The sequence below is a fragment of the Arthrobacter sp. H5 genome, assembly GCF_000520595.1.
Taxonomy (GTDB): Bacteria; Actinomycetota; Actinomycetes; order Actinomycetales; family Micrococcaceae; genus Arthrobacter_D.
The window spans coordinates 34170-48643 of sequence record NZ_KI914982.1 but is presented as its reverse complement, the minus strand read 5'-3'; the positions used below and the strand labels follow the sequence as shown (position 1 = coordinate 48643).

At 63.1% G+C, this 14474-nt stretch carries 12 protein-coding genes; 7 read left to right on the top strand and 5 right to left on the bottom strand.

The window, feature by feature from the left end; all coding sequences use genetic code 11:
• Positions 1 to 129: 129 nt before the first annotated feature.
• Positions 130 to 840, bottom strand: coding sequence for a ferritin-like fold-containing protein (locus Y708_RS0105125; RefSeq protein WP_028279096.1), 711 nt, complete (start codon positions 838 to 840; stop codon positions 130 to 132).
• Positions 841 to 878: 38 nt separating this feature from the next.
• On the opposite strand from Y708_RS0105125, the gene Y708_RS0105120 reads away from it, so the two are divergent.
• From Y708_RS0105120 to Y708_RS22995, 3 genes are all read left to right on the top strand, one after another.
• The gene (locus Y708_RS0105120; RefSeq protein ID WP_028279095.1) at positions 879 to 2357 is read left to right on the top strand and encodes an RNB domain-containing ribonuclease; all 1479 of its coding nucleotides are present in this window, start codon (positions 879 to 881) and stop codon (positions 2355 to 2357) included.
• Between the two features lie 285 nt (positions 2358 to 2642).
• Positions 2643 to 4274: a DEAD/DEAH box helicase gene (locus tag Y708_RS0105115; protein ID WP_028279094.1), complete on the top strand. Its 1632-nt coding sequence runs from the start codon at positions 2643 to 2645 to the stop codon at positions 4272 to 4274.
• A gap of 7 nt (positions 4275 to 4281) precedes the next feature.
• Positions 4282 to 5202 carry a DNA-methyltransferase gene (locus Y708_RS22995; protein WP_081746483.1) on the top strand — a complete coding sequence of 307 codons (921 nt, stop codon included), beginning with the start codon at positions 4282 to 4284 and terminating at the stop codon, positions 5200 to 5202.
• Between the two features lie 154 nt (positions 5203 to 5356).
• Here Y708_RS22995 and Y708_RS0105105 read toward each other — a convergent pair whose 3' ends face one another.
• From Y708_RS0105105 to Y708_RS22990, 3 genes are all read right to left on the bottom strand, one after another.
• Positions 5357 to 5728, bottom strand: a complete 372-nt coding sequence (locus Y708_RS0105105; RefSeq protein WP_051478638.1) for an NlpC/P60 family protein — start codon at positions 5726 to 5728, stop codon at positions 5357 to 5359.
• A 64-nt stretch (positions 5729 to 5792) separates the two neighbouring features.
• Entirely contained in the window at positions 5793 to 6638 is an 846-nt protein-coding gene (locus Y708_RS0105100; RefSeq protein WP_028279092.1) for a PHP domain-containing protein, read from the bottom strand.
• 22 nt (positions 6639 to 6660) lie between these two features.
• Positions 6661 to 8481: an acyltransferase family protein gene (locus Y708_RS22990; protein ID WP_035775342.1), complete on the bottom strand. Its 1821-nt coding sequence runs from the start codon at positions 8479 to 8481 to the stop codon at positions 6661 to 6663.
• 193 nt (positions 8482 to 8674) lie between these two features.
• Between Y708_RS22990 and Y708_RS0105090 the strand changes: the two genes are divergently transcribed.
• Positions 8675 to 10270: an aminopeptidase P family protein gene (locus tag Y708_RS0105090; protein WP_051478629.1), complete on the top strand. Its 1596-nt coding sequence runs from the start codon at positions 8675 to 8677 to the stop codon at positions 10268 to 10270.
• A 71-nt stretch (positions 10271 to 10341) separates the two neighbouring features.
• On the opposite strand, the gene Y708_RS22985 is transcribed toward Y708_RS0105090, so the two are convergent.
• Positions 10342 to 11208, bottom strand: a complete 867-nt coding sequence (locus tag Y708_RS22985; protein ID WP_035775339.1) for a YflT domain-containing protein — start codon at positions 11206 to 11208, stop codon at positions 10342 to 10344.
• 141 nt (positions 11209 to 11349) lie between these two features.
• Between Y708_RS22985 and Y708_RS0105080 the strand changes: the two genes are divergently transcribed.
• The 3 genes from Y708_RS0105080 to Y708_RS0105070 are packed head-to-tail and all read left to right on the top strand — an operon-like array spanning position 11350 to position 14346.
• Positions 11350 to 12633, top strand: coding sequence for a magnesium transporter MgtE N-terminal domain-containing protein (locus tag Y708_RS0105080; RefSeq protein ID WP_028279090.1), 1284 nt, complete (start codon positions 11350 to 11352; stop codon positions 12631 to 12633).
• A complete protein-coding gene (locus Y708_RS0105075) occupies positions 12626 to 13225 on the top strand; it encodes a DUF1003 domain-containing protein (RefSeq protein WP_028279089.1) in 600 nt (199 codons plus the stop codon). The genes Y708_RS0105080 and Y708_RS0105075 overlap by 8 nt, the downstream gene beginning before the upstream one ends.
• A complete protein-coding gene (locus tag Y708_RS0105070; protein ID WP_028279088.1) occupies positions 13222 to 14346 on the top strand; it encodes an Mrp/NBP35 family ATP-binding protein in 1125 nt (374 codons plus the stop codon). Before Y708_RS0105075 ends, Y708_RS0105070 begins: the two co-directional genes overlap by 4 nt.
• Positions 14347 to 14474: the final 128 nt, after the last annotated feature.

The window sequence follows — 14474 nt, the reverse complement described above, 5'->3', positions numbered from 1 at the left end:
ACCACCATTGGCCGGGCAGTTGACGCAGGGGCCCGGCGCGTCGTCGTCGTGCGTGCAATCACGGAGGCTGCCGATCCGGCAGAGGCAGCTGCCCGGCTGCGGTCGGAGCTACCGGAGTAGCCCGGTGGCCTAAGCGGTCAGTCCCAGCGAGCTCATCCGCCGGGAGTGGTTCCGTGTGAGCTGGGCAAAGAGCTTGACCATGTCCTTTTCCTGGTTCTCGTTGGCGTTGCTGAACAGCAGCCCGCCGAGGAACTCCCGTTCAATGCCCACCCGCTGTGCCTGAGTGAGCGCTTCGCCCACAAGTCTCCGGCCCCACAGCGCCAGGCGCGAGGCCAGCCGTGGATCGTCCGAGAGCGCGGATTTCAGCCGCGTCTGCAGCAGACCCTGTCCATCTGCAGACTGGATGCGGTTAATCAGCGTCCGCGTACCCTCGTCCAGACGGCCTGCGAGCGCCTTGTAAAAATCGCCCGAAATCGCATCGATGACGTACGCCTTCATGAGGGATTCGTACCAGTCGGCCGGGCGGGTCCGTTCATGGAAGGAATCAATGGACGGTTGGAAGGGTGTCATGGCCTCCTCGGCATCAACGCCCATACCGGCGAGGTGGTCGCTGACCATCTCAAAGTGCTCGAACTCAATGACCGCCAACCGTCCGAGCGCTGCGCGGTCCCGCAGGGTCGGCGAGAAACGAGCATCAGAGGAAAGCCGCTCAAAGGCTGACAGTTCGCCGTAGGCCATGACGCCAAACAGGTCCACGATGAACCGGCTGAATCGCGGGTCCTGGTCAACGTGGGAGGCTGACGCATCCGGGGTGGCGGACTGGGAAGGTATTGCTGTCATGACCTCAAGGGTACCGTTCGTGTATTACGGTGGGATTTGTGCCGTACACGCATCTGGACCTGAAGAACCGGGACTCGCAGCTGCAGCTCACCCGGGCGCTCGAATCGCTCAAGGAAGAGCTGGACGTCAGTCCCGAGTTTCCCCCTGCCGTCCTCGAGGAAGCCCGCCGCATGGTCGCCGGGCAGGTGCTTCCGGCCCGGGACCTCACCGAGCTGGGGTTCATCACCATTGATCCGCAGGGCTCCACTGACCTTGACCAGGCCGTGCACCTCGAACGGTTGGGGGACGGCTACCGGGTCTGGTACGCCATTGCGGATGTTCCGTCCTTTGTGGAACCGGGTGGAGCCATTGACCTGGAGGCACGCCGCCGCGGCCAGACCATCTATGCGCCGGACGGCAGGATTTCCCTCCACCCCGAGGTGATCGCGGAAGACGCGGCAAGTCTCCTGCCCGGACAGGTCAGGGCAGCTTTCGTCTGGGAGTTAGAGCTGGATCCCGCAGCGAACGTAGTGTCCACGGCGGTGGGCCGCGCGTCCGTACGCAGCCGCGCACAACTGACCTACGAGGAGGCTCAGCAGGATATTGATTCCGGCGGCGCACCAGAGAACCTTGCCCTGCTGAAAGAAATCGGCCTCAAGCGCATCCTGCTCGAGAAACAGCGCGGTGGAGCCAGCCTGAACCTGCCTGAGCAGGAGATAGCAAACGACGGTGACCGCTACTTCATCGTGAGCAGGCCTCCGCTGCCTGCCGAGGACTGGAACGCCCAGATTTCCCTCATGACCGGCATGGCGGCAGCCGGGCTGATGGTCAAAGGACGTATTGGAATTCTCCGCACCATGCCGCCTCCGGATGATTCTGCCGTCTCACGCTTCCGGAATCAGGCCAAGGCCCTCGGCCGCCCGTGGCCGCAGGACGTTCCGTACGGCGAGTTCCTCCGCAGCCTGGATACCTCCAATCCGACGCAGCTCTCGCTCATGCATGCGGCGGCGTCCCTCTTCCGCGGCGCAGGGTACACGTCCTTTGATGGGGAGGTTCCAGAGGCCATCGAGCAGGCGGCAATTGCCGCACCGTACGCCCACACCACCGCTCCCCTGCGCCGCCTGGTGGATAGATTTGTGTTGGTTACCTGCGAGGCGCTGTGTGCGGGGCGGCAGGTCCCAGGGTGGGTGCGGGAGGCGTTGCCTGAGCTGAATGCCCTTATGTCTGCCTCAAACCAATTGGCGGCCCGGATGGAAAGCGGGGCCCTGGACGCAGTCGAGACGGCTCTCCTGAGCAACCGGGTGGGAGAAGAATTCGATGCGGTGGTGCTGACAGGGTCCAAGCCGTCAAACGGTTCGACAAGCAACAACAGCAGCGGCAACGGCACCCCGTTCGGCATGGTTCAGCTTCTTGACCCGGCGGTCGAAGGGCGGTGCCACGGCGTCATGGAAGCGGGCGCCCAGGTGCGGGTGCGTCTCATCACTGCAGACATAGACAAACGCCAAATGCGCTTCGAACTCGCAGCCGCTGCCCGCTGAAGGCGCGCCGCGGGCGCCAAAGGGTGTTGCAGGGTAGACTGGAACGCGTACTCATGGATGCCCGGTCGTCTTTTTGACAGATTGAATCGACCCGCAAGTACCTACGATCTTGATTTACTCATCATTGAGGGGTTTGAATACTCCCGTTGAAGAGCCAAGCAGTTGAGCCCGCGATCGGCTTCCACTGGATGCTTTGCGACTCCGTCCTGCTCCGGGTCCGGCCTTTTACGGTCGCCTCGTTGAGCCACGGCGGGCGGTAGCACGGCCTAAATGAACGGTAGTTAATTGAACACTGATACCCACCATCTGCACGCGGATAACAGCGACGAAGAACTTTTCGTCGAAGACACCCTCGTTACCACCGAGGAGCCGCACAAGGAAGCCGCAGAAACCTTCGCCGACTTCAATGTCCGTCCCGACATCGTCGAGTCCCTCGCTGACGCCGGCATAATCCACCCCTTCCCCATTCAGGCGATGACCCTTTCCATCGCGCTGGGGGGACACGACATCATCGGCCAGGCAAAAACCGGTACAGGCAAGACCCTCGGGTTCGGTATTCCAGCGCTCCAGCGCGTTGTCGGCCCGTCCGATGACGGCTATGACCGCCTTCCGGTTCCGGGCGCACCCCAGGCCCTCGTTGTGGTTCCCACCCGCGAACTGGCGGTGCAGGTTGCAGGCGACCTGACGACGGCGGCGAAGAAGCGCAACGCACGCATTGTCACCATCTATGGCGGCCGTGCTTATGAGCCGCAGATCGAAGCCCTTAAGAAAGGCACGGAAATCGTGGTGGGTACTCCCGGTCGTCTGATCGACCTGTACCGCCAAAAGCTCCTCTCGTTGAAGAACGTCCGCATTGTAGTCCTGGACGAGGCCGACGAAATGCTCGATCTCGGCTTCCTCCCCGACGTGGAAACGCTGATGGCCGCAACACCGTTGGTCCGGCAGACGCTGTTGTTCTCCGCGACAATGCCTGGCCCCGTCGTGGCCATGGCACGGCGCTACATGACGCAGCCAACCCACATCAGGGCAGCTGATCCCGAGGACGAGGGAATTACCAAGAAGGACATCCGCCAGGTCATCTACCGTGCCCATAACCTGGATAAGGCAGAGGTGGTGTCCCGGATTCTGCAGTCGCGCGGCCGCGGTCGCACCATCATCTTCTGCAAAACCAAGCGCACGGCTGCCAAGCTCTCCGAGGAGCTCATCGACCGCGGCTTTGCTGCGGGTGCCATTCACGGAGACCTCGGTCAGGGCGCCCGGGAGCAGGCACTGCGCGCCTTCCGCGGAGACAAGATTGATGTTCTGGTAGCCACCGAGGTTGCTGCCCGCGGCATCGATGTTGAAGACATCACCCATGTGATCAACTACCAGTGCCCCGAAGATGAAAAGGCCTACCTGCACCGGGTTGGCCGTACCGGCCGTGCCGGTAAGAAGGGCACCGCCGTCACCTTCGTGGATTGGGACGATGTTCCACGCTGGGGTCTGATCAACAAGGCGCTGGGGCTGGATCAGCCCGACCCCGTGGAAACCTACTCATCCTCACCGCACCTCTTTGAGGAATTGGACATTCCCGAGGGCACCAAGGGCAGGCTTCCGCGCAGCCAGCGGAAACTGGCGGGAATCGGCGCGGAAAAGCTTGAGGACCTCGGCGAGACGGGCAAGAAGCACCGGACACGCGAGGATGCCGGCAGGAGTCATGGCGGCTCGGGTGGTGCCGGCGGAGGAAGGAGCCGGACCAGCGGACGTCAGGAATCCACGGACCAGGGCAGCGGCCGCCGTCGTACCGGTCCTGCTGCAGATGGCGGAGCGGACTCGGGGAAGGACGCGGCTGCACGTGCGGACCGTCCCCGGCGGAACCGCTCACGCACGCGCCGCCGCGACGGCGAGGTTGTCAACAAGCCCGCTTCAGAGGGATAGCCGTTTCATGACGAGATCCGTGAAGGCTCCGGTCTGGAGCCCGGACGGTGGCAATCTTGTGGTTCATGCGGACAACGCGGAGTTTCTTCCCACGCTGCCGGACGGTTCTTTCACCATGATCTATGTGGATCCGCCTTTCAATACCGGGCGGGTCCAGCGCCGCCAGCAGACATCCATGGTGCGCAGCTCACCGGGCGCCGGTGACCGGATCGGCTTCAAGGGACACAGCTACTCGACCGTCAAGGGACTCCTCGCCAGCTACGATGATGCGTTTGAGGACTACTGGGAATTCCTGGAACCCCGGCTTGCGGAGGCGTGGCGGCTGCTTGCGAAGGACGGCACCCTGTATGTGCATCTGGATTACCGTGAAGTGCACTATGCCAAGGTGATGTTGGATGCTCTCTTCGGGCGGGAATGCTTCCTGAACGAGATCATCTGGGCGTACGACTACGGTGCCCGTGCCCGGCGCAAATGGCCGGCCAAGCATGACAACATCCTGGTGTACGTGAAGGATCCGGCCGCGTACCACTTCGACAGCACGGCGGTTGACCGCGAACCCTATATGGCGCCGGGCCTGGTGACACCGGAGAAGGCTGCCGTGGGCAAGCTGCCCACTGATGTGTGGTGGCACACCATAGTGTCACCGACCGGCAAGGAGAAGACGGGCTATCCCACCCAGAAGCCCGAGGGCCTTCTTCGCCGTGCCGTGACGGCAAGCAGCCGGGAGGGAGACTGGGTGCTTGATTTCTTTGCCGGCTCCGGGACGTTGGGTGCTGTAGCCGGCAAACTTGGCCGTCGCTTTGTCTGCGTCGACGCGAACCCGCAGGCGATCGAGGTCATGAATTCGAGACTGGCCCCCTACTGCGGCGCGGCCGGAGCGGAACCCCCTGAGGCTACGCTGCCACTTGTGTGGACCGACGCCCCATAACCTGTCGCCGTCCATGCCGTATGACATCCCGCGTTGACTCGTTAGCTATGGCGAGTGTCTCTTTGCGGACTCGTTAGCAGAGGTCGGAATAGGCCTCGGGTATGACCTCAGCTAACGGCTCAGTGCCGATGATCGGATGCCTGAGGTGCATTATCTACGGCAGGTACCGCTTTGCGCCGACAAATGCGGCATACCGGGCGCGCGATGCGAAATCAGCCCACGTCCAGACCGCAGGGATTCCGATCTCCGCGCAAAGGTGAAGAATGCGGTCCGGCGCCATATACAGCCCCACGTGGGCGCCGTAGGGTTGAGCCGTGCGATTGAACAGCACTAGATCCAGAGGCGTAACCTCGCCGTGCGCCACCGTTTTCGCCGAAGGATCCAGCCACAGTTCGCTGGAGCGATGCCGTGGCACCCTCCGGCCGAACAACTCCAGCACCTCGTAGGCGTACCGTTGGCAGTTTGCGCCTTCAGTAATAGGGTCGGCCGCCGCACCTGGATGTCGGCCACCCCTGTAGGGAACCATTCGCGCCCATGCCGGCCAGCCGCCGTCGGGCACTGGCCATTGCACGTCCGGTATCACCGGACGTTCACCGCACAACGGGCACACCGGTGGCAAGTTCCTCGATCCGGGCGAGAGTCTCCGGGGTTGTCAGGTTCTCCCCCAAGCGGTTGGGCTTGCCGGTGCCGTGGTAGTCGCTGGACCCAGTAACCAGCAGGCCGTCACGGGCGGCAATGGCCCGCAGTTCAACCCTTCCCTGCTCCGGGTTGTCCCGGTGGTCCACTTCCAGACCAAGCAGGCCGGCATCAATCATTTGACCCATGACGTCTCCGCCCACAGTCCGGCCTCGGGCGCTGGCAACGGGATGGGCGAAGACGGGAACCCCACCGGCGGCACGCACCAGCGCGACAGCCTCGGCGGGGTGGGGTGCGTAGTGGCTCACCCAATACCGCGAGCGGGACGTCAGGATCTGCTCGAACGCCTCACTCCGGTCGGCAACGACCTTGAGCGCTACCAGCGTGTCCGCGATGTGCGGCCGTCCAATGGTTGCCCCGTCCGCGACATGCTCCAGGACATGCGGCCAGGAGATCGGATAGTCCGCCGAAAGCTTTTCAACCATCCGCTCTGCCCTGGTCAGGCGGGCATCCCGCGAGCGCTGTATCTCCGCAACCAGGGCCGGATGAGCCGGGTCATGCAGATAGGACAGCACATGCACACTGATTCCGGTATCCGTCCGGCAGGAGACCTCCATTCCGCGCACCAGGCCAATCCCCAGCCCATTGGCGGCGAGAGTGGCTTCGTCCCAGCCAGCCGTCGCATCGTGGTCGGTGATGGCGACGACATCTAGCCCGGCAGCATCCGCTGCCTGGACTAGCTCAGCGGGACTCTCCGTTCCGTCGGACACCGTGGAGTGCGTGTGCAGGTCAATTCTCACCAAACCAATCTACGCCTGCTTCTCACTCCGCTGGTGCGCGCCCAATCAGGTCGGCATAGACCTGGCCCCCCTCAGGGCCTGGATGAATGCCATCCTGCGCGAAGTCGGGCACGGATAAAGCCGCCGCGTCCCAGTCGGCCAGCTCCACATTGTCGTGTTTCTGCGCAAAGTCAACGAGCTTCCGGTTGACTGATCCAATCCAGTCGCGCGGTCCATGCGCCGTGACTACCGTGACTACACGATCGGGACCAACGGCATCGCGGACCTGCTCAAGCACCGCCGCATCGAAGTCCCCGTTGGTACCCAGTCCGATCACCACCTGATCGCGAAGCTCTCCCGATTGGGCCAGCTCCGAAACCGTGCCGGGTGCATCAACCATCTGCTGTCCCACGCCCGCGCGGATATCAATCCCCGGCAGTTCGGAGGCCAACTGCGGGGCGGAGGCGAGCATCACAGAATCGCCCAGGGCAGTGACCTCCGGCCCCTCAAGCTGGCCGGCTTCCGGGGCATCTACCGCAGGCGCTTCCTCAGCGCCTTCCGACGGCGCAGGCGACGCCGGGGCAGAGGGTGCCGCCTGCTGTGTTGCGGCCGCTTGAGCCGCAGCCTGCCCCGCCTCTACCTGCTCCTGAAGCTGAGTTGAATCCGGTGAGAGTGCAACCGCGGATCCGGCCAGCATTGCCGCAACAGTACAGGTGGACAGGCTTACCGCAAGAACGGGACGCAGCCGGGGGACGCTCCAACACTGGAACAGTCTTTTGAGCGCCCCAACGAAACCGTTGCGGAGCACCGGCAGCTCCACAAACCTCCAACTGAGCTCCGCACATCCGAGGGTCAGGGGAATCACGATCACCGCCACCCACAGTTGTGACCCCACAGGCAGCCACGACTGCACCAGCACAATAAGCGGCCAGTGCCACAGGTAAACCCCGTAGCTGCGCCTGCCCAGCCACTGAACCCGGCGGGTGGCCAGCAGTTCAGCAACGGGACCGGAAGGCCGGATCAGCAGCGCAATAATGAGGGCGCAGACTGCGGTGAAGGCCACCATCCCGCCCCTATACGCGGGAACTCCAGAGTCCGGAATCACAAAGAAGAATACAATCAGCGCTGCGAGCGACAAAGGAAGCAGGACGCGGCTCCGACCCGGCGTGACAATCTCTGAAACGCCCTGCGAGGCCAGCGCGAGGGCTGCGCCCAGCAACAGCCCAAACCCGTGGGTGTCCGTTCCGAAGTACAACCGGCTTGGGTCGGCAGCCGGGTCAAACAAGACGGCCATCAGCCCCGCACTGCCCAGGCCGCTCACAAGCACCACCAGCGCCATCCAGACAGGCAGACGCTCCACTGTTCCCTTTGCCCCGGCCTTCCACAGGATCAACAGCACCAGTGGCCACACCAGATAGAACTGCTCCTCGACTGCAAGAGACCACAGGTGCAGGAGCATCGGCGGCTCGGATTCGGCGAAGTACGTTCCCTGATCCGCGACCTGAAGCCAGTTGGTACTGAAGGTCGCAGCGCCCAGTACCTGCAGCTTGAGAGTCCGTCCGGCCTCCGAGGGGAAGATGGACACCGCCGCAAGAGTCACGAGCATCAGGGGAATCAACGCTGGAACCAATCGGCGGAGCCGCCTCGTCCAGAAAGCCCGAAGGTCCACCCGGCCGCTCTCCAGCAGCTCCGCGGCCAGCAACCGCGTGATCAGGTACCCGCTCAGCACAAAGAAGAGGTCAACGCCTAGGAATCCGCCGGGCAGAGCCGACGGCACCAGATGATAGGAAATGACTGCGGCAACTGCCAGTGCCCTGAGGCCATCGAGAGATTTGTTCCGGGCGGTGGGGGTTACTGAAGTCATGGATCCTTAGGCAGTTGGGCAGCGCCACATCTTCGCGGGTCAGTGTTCCACAGTACAAAGGGCTGCGCCCGGCAACCACCCGCCACCCGGTGCATCGCCGCAGAATGTGCTGTGAACTCTCTGTGTGCCGGTCAATCGACACTCGTACGCGGGTCCGGGGTTTGTCCGCCTGTGTGCCCGGTGAGACGATGGAATGGTGAGTACAGCAGAGAAAAGCACCCTGTCAGAGCCCGGCGGCGACTCCACCCCTGTCACCCCAGAAGAGCAGCCCTTGTCGGCCCGCAACGAAAACCGGTCGCAGCGTCCGGATTCGGAGGCGTTCAAAGCCTTTATGTCATCCAGCTGGGCCCGTAAATCCACTGAACTTCCAGCTGAGTCGGAGGTGGCACCTCATGCTGCGAAGCGTCGTCGTGCGGTGTCCGAAAAGTTCCCGGGGGAACGCCTGGTCATCCCGGCCGGACCATTGAAGGTCCGGTCGAATGACACCGACTACCGTTTTCGCCCGCACTCCGGTTTTGCCCACCTGACCGGTCTCGGACTGGACCACGAACCGGAGGCCGTCCTGGTGATGGAACCCACGGAACAGGGACAGGGCGACGACGGCGGCAATCACCGCGCCACCCTGTATTTCCGTGAACTTGCGGGCCGGGACAGCGCCGAGTTCTACGCAAACGCCCGGTATGGCGAGTTCTGGATTGGCGCACGCCTGTCCATGGCTGAAATCAAGGCGCTGCTGGCGCTCGAGACAACTGACATCAGCGAGCTGGAACTTGCCGTCACCAAGGATGCCGGCGTGGTCGAAGTGGGCGGTCTCCGCATCCGCCTGCTGCGCGACGTCGATCCCAACGCCGACGCACTTGTTGACACTTCCCGGATCAACACCGGCGTCGATCTTGAGGCTTCCGACGATCTTGACGCGCAACTGGCCGAAGCCTTGTCCGAACTGCGCCTGATCAAGGACGAGTGGGAGATTGAGCAGATGCGCATCGCCGTAGCTGCCACCGTCAACGGTTTCCATGAAGTGGTGAAGGCACTCCCCCGTGCGTTGTCACACCCCCGCGGTGAGCGCGTGGTCGAAGCCGCCTTCTTTGCCCGGGCCCGTGAGGAAGGCAATGACCTTGGCTACGACACCATTGCCGCTTCCGGAAACAACGCCACGGTGTTGCACTGGATCCGAAACAGCGGCCAGGTGGACGCGGGTGACCTGCTCCTTCTCGACGCTGGGGTGGAAGCGGACAGTCTCTACACGGCGGACATCACCAGAACGTTGCCCGTGACCGGCGAATACTCCGACATTCAGCGGAAGATCTATCAGGCCGTGCTCGACGCCGCCGATGCGGGCTTCGCGGCGGCCCAGCCCGGGCGGAAATTCCGGGAGGTACACCTCGCGGCCATCACGGTTCTGGCGGAGCGGCTGAACGACTGGGGCCTGCTTCCGGCACCGCTGGACGAGGTGCTCTCCCCCGAGGGGCAGCATCACCGGAGATGGATGCCGCACGGCACCAGCCACCATCTGGGCATGGATGTGCATGATTGTGCCCAAGCCAAGCGGGAGCTTTACCTCGATGGAACGCTGACGGAAGGCATGGTCTTCACCATTGAACCCGGCCTGTACTTCAAGGAAGAGGATCTGGCCGTGCCCGAGGAGTACCGCGGGATTGGGGTCCGCATCGAGGACGATATCCTCATGACCGCCGATGGTCCCGTGAATCTGAGCGCGGCACTGCCACGCGAAGCCAGCGACGTCGAGGCTTGGATGGCGGGAATCCACAGCCCCACAGGCGAATAACCCAACAAAAACCGGGCGGACCGCAGCTTGCAACTGCATTCCGCCCGGTTTTTTGTGTTCAGAAGATTGAATCAGCCTCTGGGCTGCTGTCCACCGGATCCGCCGTCAGATGCCTTCGACGCGGAGTCATCTCCTGCCGATTCTCCGTCCTCGCTTCCGGACGCTGTCGGAACGCGCACACCGTATTGCGGCCGGCCATCGGGCAAATCGGGGAACTGTCCGCGCCGGGGGCCTTCGCTGGTATCTGCCTGATCACCCGATGGCTCGGGCGTGGGCTGCTGAGTCGGCGGCTGTTGCGGCTGCTGTTGCGGGGGCATAACCTGACCGGTTTGGGGACCAGCCTGACCGGGGCCACCCTGCGAATACGGGTCGTTCCACCCCTGGGGGCGCTCCGGGGGGGTAACCGCACCGTGTCCCGGTCCCTGACCGCCCGGGTGCTGCGCCTGGCCGTTCATGGGCAGTTTTTGGAGCAGCCGCTTCGCCTCGCCTGCCACTGAGGGCTCGACGATGACGTCATAACTGGTGGCGATGACCTGGCTGGTGGAGGTGAAGTCCCGCTTACCGCGCTGAAACGCGTACGCGATCACACCGAACAGCAACCAGAAAACAGCACCAAGGGCCATCGAGGAAATCAGCGGAATATAGCTTGAGTCGCCACCGAACAGCGTCAGGATCAGGCCAACAAACAAACCGAACCAAGCGCCGGTCGCCGCGCTGGAGAGCGCGACCCGGGGATAGCTCAGCCGCCCTGTCACCCGTTCAACTGTCTTCAGGTCATTGCCGATGATCGACACCTGCTGCACGGGAAACTTGTGATCCGCTAGATAATCAACCGCCTTTTGGGCGTCCAGGTAGGAACTGTACCTGCCGATGGTTTCGCCGGTGGGCAGAGTGCGGCTCTCTTGCCGTGGCGCTGTTCGTCCAAGTACGTTTGACATGTTCTTATTCTGACCCACTTTCCGCAGCCTGTGTGGCCGTATCGCTCGCAGTGAACTTGCCCGCGGCTTTACTCACCGGCGAACAGGTGGAGCCTGTCACCCAATGCCCCGGAAGCACGGCTGTCGCAGTAGCCTAGGCATGTGAGTACAAACCCAACCCGCGTATTTGTGGCGCGGCTGCTTGGCCTGGACGTGTTCGATCCTTTGGGCGATCGTCTTGGGCGGCTGCGCGATGCCGTGGTCCTTGATCGCGGGCCGGCTAAACCACCACAGGCAGTTGGCCTGGTGGTCGAGGTGCCGGGCAAGAAAAGGGTCTTCGTTCCGATGACCCGCGTGACGTCGATTGATCCCTCGCAGATAATCTGCACGGGTCTGGTCAATCTCCGGCGGTTCGAACAGCGGGGCGCGGAGATGCTGGTGGTGGCTGAGTTATTCGACCGGCGGCTCACCCTTCGGGACGGCAGCGGCGGGGCAACCATCGAAGACATCGCGATGGAAAAGAACAGGTCCGGTGACTGGAACGTGTCCCAAATCTTTATCCGCCGGGGCGGCGTTTCATCCCCGCTGCGGAGCCTGCGCAGGGGCGAAAAACTCATTATTGACTGGCTGGACGCCTATCACGGTGATTCGGATGAACCCCAGGCAGCCACACAGTTTGTTGCCCAGCATGATGATCTCAAGGCGGCGGACTTCGCCGACGCGATGCACGAGATGAGCGACAAGCGTCGCCTTGAGGTTGCCGGCGAACTGCAGGATCAACGGCTCGCCGACATCCTGCAGGAACTCCCGGACGACGATCAGGTACAGATTCTTTCCTCGCTTGACCGTGAGCGTGCGGCGGACATTCTAGAGGAGATGGATCCCGACGACGCCGCGGACCTCCTCAACGAGCTCCCCGAAGCGCAGAAGGAAGAGCTCCTGCAGCTGATGGAGCCCGACGATGCCGAAGATGTGCGCCGCCTGCTTGAATACGAGGAGGACACGGCAGGTTCCCTGATGACCACGGTTCCCGTGATCCTGCCACCGGAGGCGACCGTTGCGGAGGCGCTGGCCCATGTGCGCCGCGAAGAGTTGACGCCCGCGCTCGCGTCGTCGATCTTTGTCTGCCGTCCGCCACTGGAGACACCCACCGGACGGTACCTCGGCGTCGTCCACATCCAGCAGCTGCTCCGTTACCCGCCCCCGGAACCATTGGGCAATATTGTGGACACCGATCTGGAGCCAGTTGGCGACCAGGCGAACGTGAGCGAGGTGTCCCGCATTCTCGCCACTTACAATTTGAACTCACTGCCCATCGTCAACAGCGACGGCCGTCTGGTGGGCGCTGTGACAGTTGACGACGTCCTCGACCACCTCCTGCCCGATGACTGGAGGGCGCAGGACGACGACGCACCGGGAACTAAGCGGGGAGGATCCTATGGCTGAGAAGACCAAGACCACAGTGGGGGGCCTGGATACGCCCAGGGAAAGTCGTGCCCGCTGGCTGCCACGCCTGAGACCAAACCCGGACCGCTTTGGCAGTGCCACCGAAAATTTTGCGCGTTTCATGGGCACACCACAGTTCCTGTTCTATATGACTGTGTTTGTTGCGGTCTGGCTGATCTGGAACAGCTGGGCGCCGGAAGGCTGGCGTTTCGACAGCGCCGCCATCGGCTTCACCCTCTTGACACTGATGCTCTCCCTACAGGCCTCCTACGCCGCCCCCTTGTTGCTTCTGGCACAGAACCGGCAGGACGACCGCGACCGTGTGTCGTTGCGTCAGGATCGGCAGACAGCTGAGCGGAACCTGTCCGACACGGAGTACCTCACCCGCGAAATAGCAGAGCTGCGTATTGCCCTGCGCGAAGTCGCCACCCGTGACTATGTCCGCTCCGAGCTGCGTTCGGTACTCGAGGAAGCGCTGGAGAGCGCCAACGGTCAGGAGATCACCCTGCAAAAAAAGCAACGCAGGAAGGTCTCCGACAACACCGTGAATCTGCCCAAGATCACCCCCAGCGGCAGGAAAGAGCGCAAGTGACATTGCAGGGCACGGTCCAGCAGGCCCTCAGTAAGGTCATCGATCCCGAGCTTCGCCGCCCCATTACCGAACTTGGGATGGTGGAGAACATCACGATCGACGACGACGGCGGCGTAACGGTGGGGGTCCTGCTCACCATTGCGGGCTGCCCTTTGAAAGATACGATTTCCCGCGACGTCGACGCCGCCGTAGCCGGGATAGACGGCGTCAGTTCGGTCACGGTGCAGCTCGGTGTGATGACTCAGTCCCAGCGGGACGCGCTGAAGGAGCAGCTCCGCGGACCACATGCCAAGCGGGGAATTCCGTTCAACGAGCCCGGGTCCCTCACCAAGGTGTACGCAGTGGCCAGCGGCAAGGGCGGGGTGGGTAAGTCCACTGTGACGGTCAACCTGGCGACCGCCATGGCAGCGGCCGGTCTGCGGGTGGGGATCGTGGACGCGGACGTGTACGGTTTCTCCGTTCCGGGGCTCATGGGGATCAGCCAAGCTCCAACGCGTGTCGACGAGATGATCCTGCCTCCCGTTGCGTACGGAGTGAAGGTCATCTCGATCGGCATGTTTGTGAACGACAACCAGCCGGTGGCATGGCGTGGCCCCATGCTGCACCGCGCACTGGAGCAGTTTCTCACCGATGTCTATTTTGGTGACCTGGATGTCCTCTTTCTTGACCTGCCACCGGGAACCGGGGATATCGCAATTTCCGTTGCGCAGTTGCTCCCGGGCGCTGAATTACTGGTGGTCACCACCCCGCAGTCTGCAGCGGCGGACGTGGCCGGGAGGGCGGGATCGATGGCAACCCAAACAGGCCAAAAGGTGGCTGGAGTCATCGAAAACATGTCCTGGCTGGAACTTCCCGGGGGCGAACGAATGGAAATCTTTGGAAGCGGCGGCGGGGAGATCCTGGCCCGCAGGCTGAGCGAGACCCTCCCCAGCGACGTTCAGCTGTTGGGCAGCATCCCACTGGAAACAGCGCTTCGCATTGGTGGGGATTCCGGCCGCCCCTTGGTCCTGGCCGGAGACTCGCCGGCGGCTCAGGTACTCAAGGCCATTGCCGGCACACTCGCAAGCAGGCCCAGGGGACTCGGAGAACTGCGCCTGACGGTGACGCCCAAGAACAACTGATCAGCGGTCCGGCATTCAGGTGGCTTCGACGTCGAAGGGCGCGCGCTGCCCGTCGGCCAACTGTGGAGCAGCTGCCACCGCGGGCGGACCGGCCGCCGCTGCGGGAGATGGTTTTGCAACCGGCTTTG

Excerpts from the sequence above, each read along its gene's own strand:
- Y708_RS0105075 (WP_028279089.1), top strand. The coding sequence starts at position 12,626 with ATGGCTGAGAAGACCAAGACCACAGTGGGGGGCCTGGATACGCCCAGG.
- Y708_RS22985 (WP_035775339.1), bottom strand. The coding sequence starts at position 11,208 with ATGTCAAACGTACTTGGACGAACAGCGCCACGGCAAGAGAGCCGCACT.
- Y708_RS22990 (WP_035775342.1), bottom strand. The coding sequence starts at position 8,481 with ATGACTTCAGTAACCCCCACCGCCCGGAACAAATCTCTCGATGGCCTC.
- Y708_RS0105090 (WP_051478629.1), top strand. The coding sequence starts at position 8,675 with ATGGTGAGTACAGCAGAGAAAAGCACCCTGTCAGAGCCCGGCGGCGAC.
- Y708_RS0105105 (WP_051478638.1), bottom strand. The coding sequence starts at position 5,728 with ATGGTTCCCTACAGGGGTGGCCGACATCCAGGTGCGGCGGCCGACCCT.
- Y708_RS22995 (WP_081746483.1), top strand. The coding sequence starts at position 4,282 with ATGACGAGATCCGTGAAGGCTCCGGTCTGGAGCCCGGACGGTGGCAAT.
- Y708_RS0105125 (WP_028279096.1), bottom strand. The coding sequence starts at position 840 with ATGACAGCAATACCTTCCCAGTCCGCCACCCCGGATGCGTCAGCCTCC.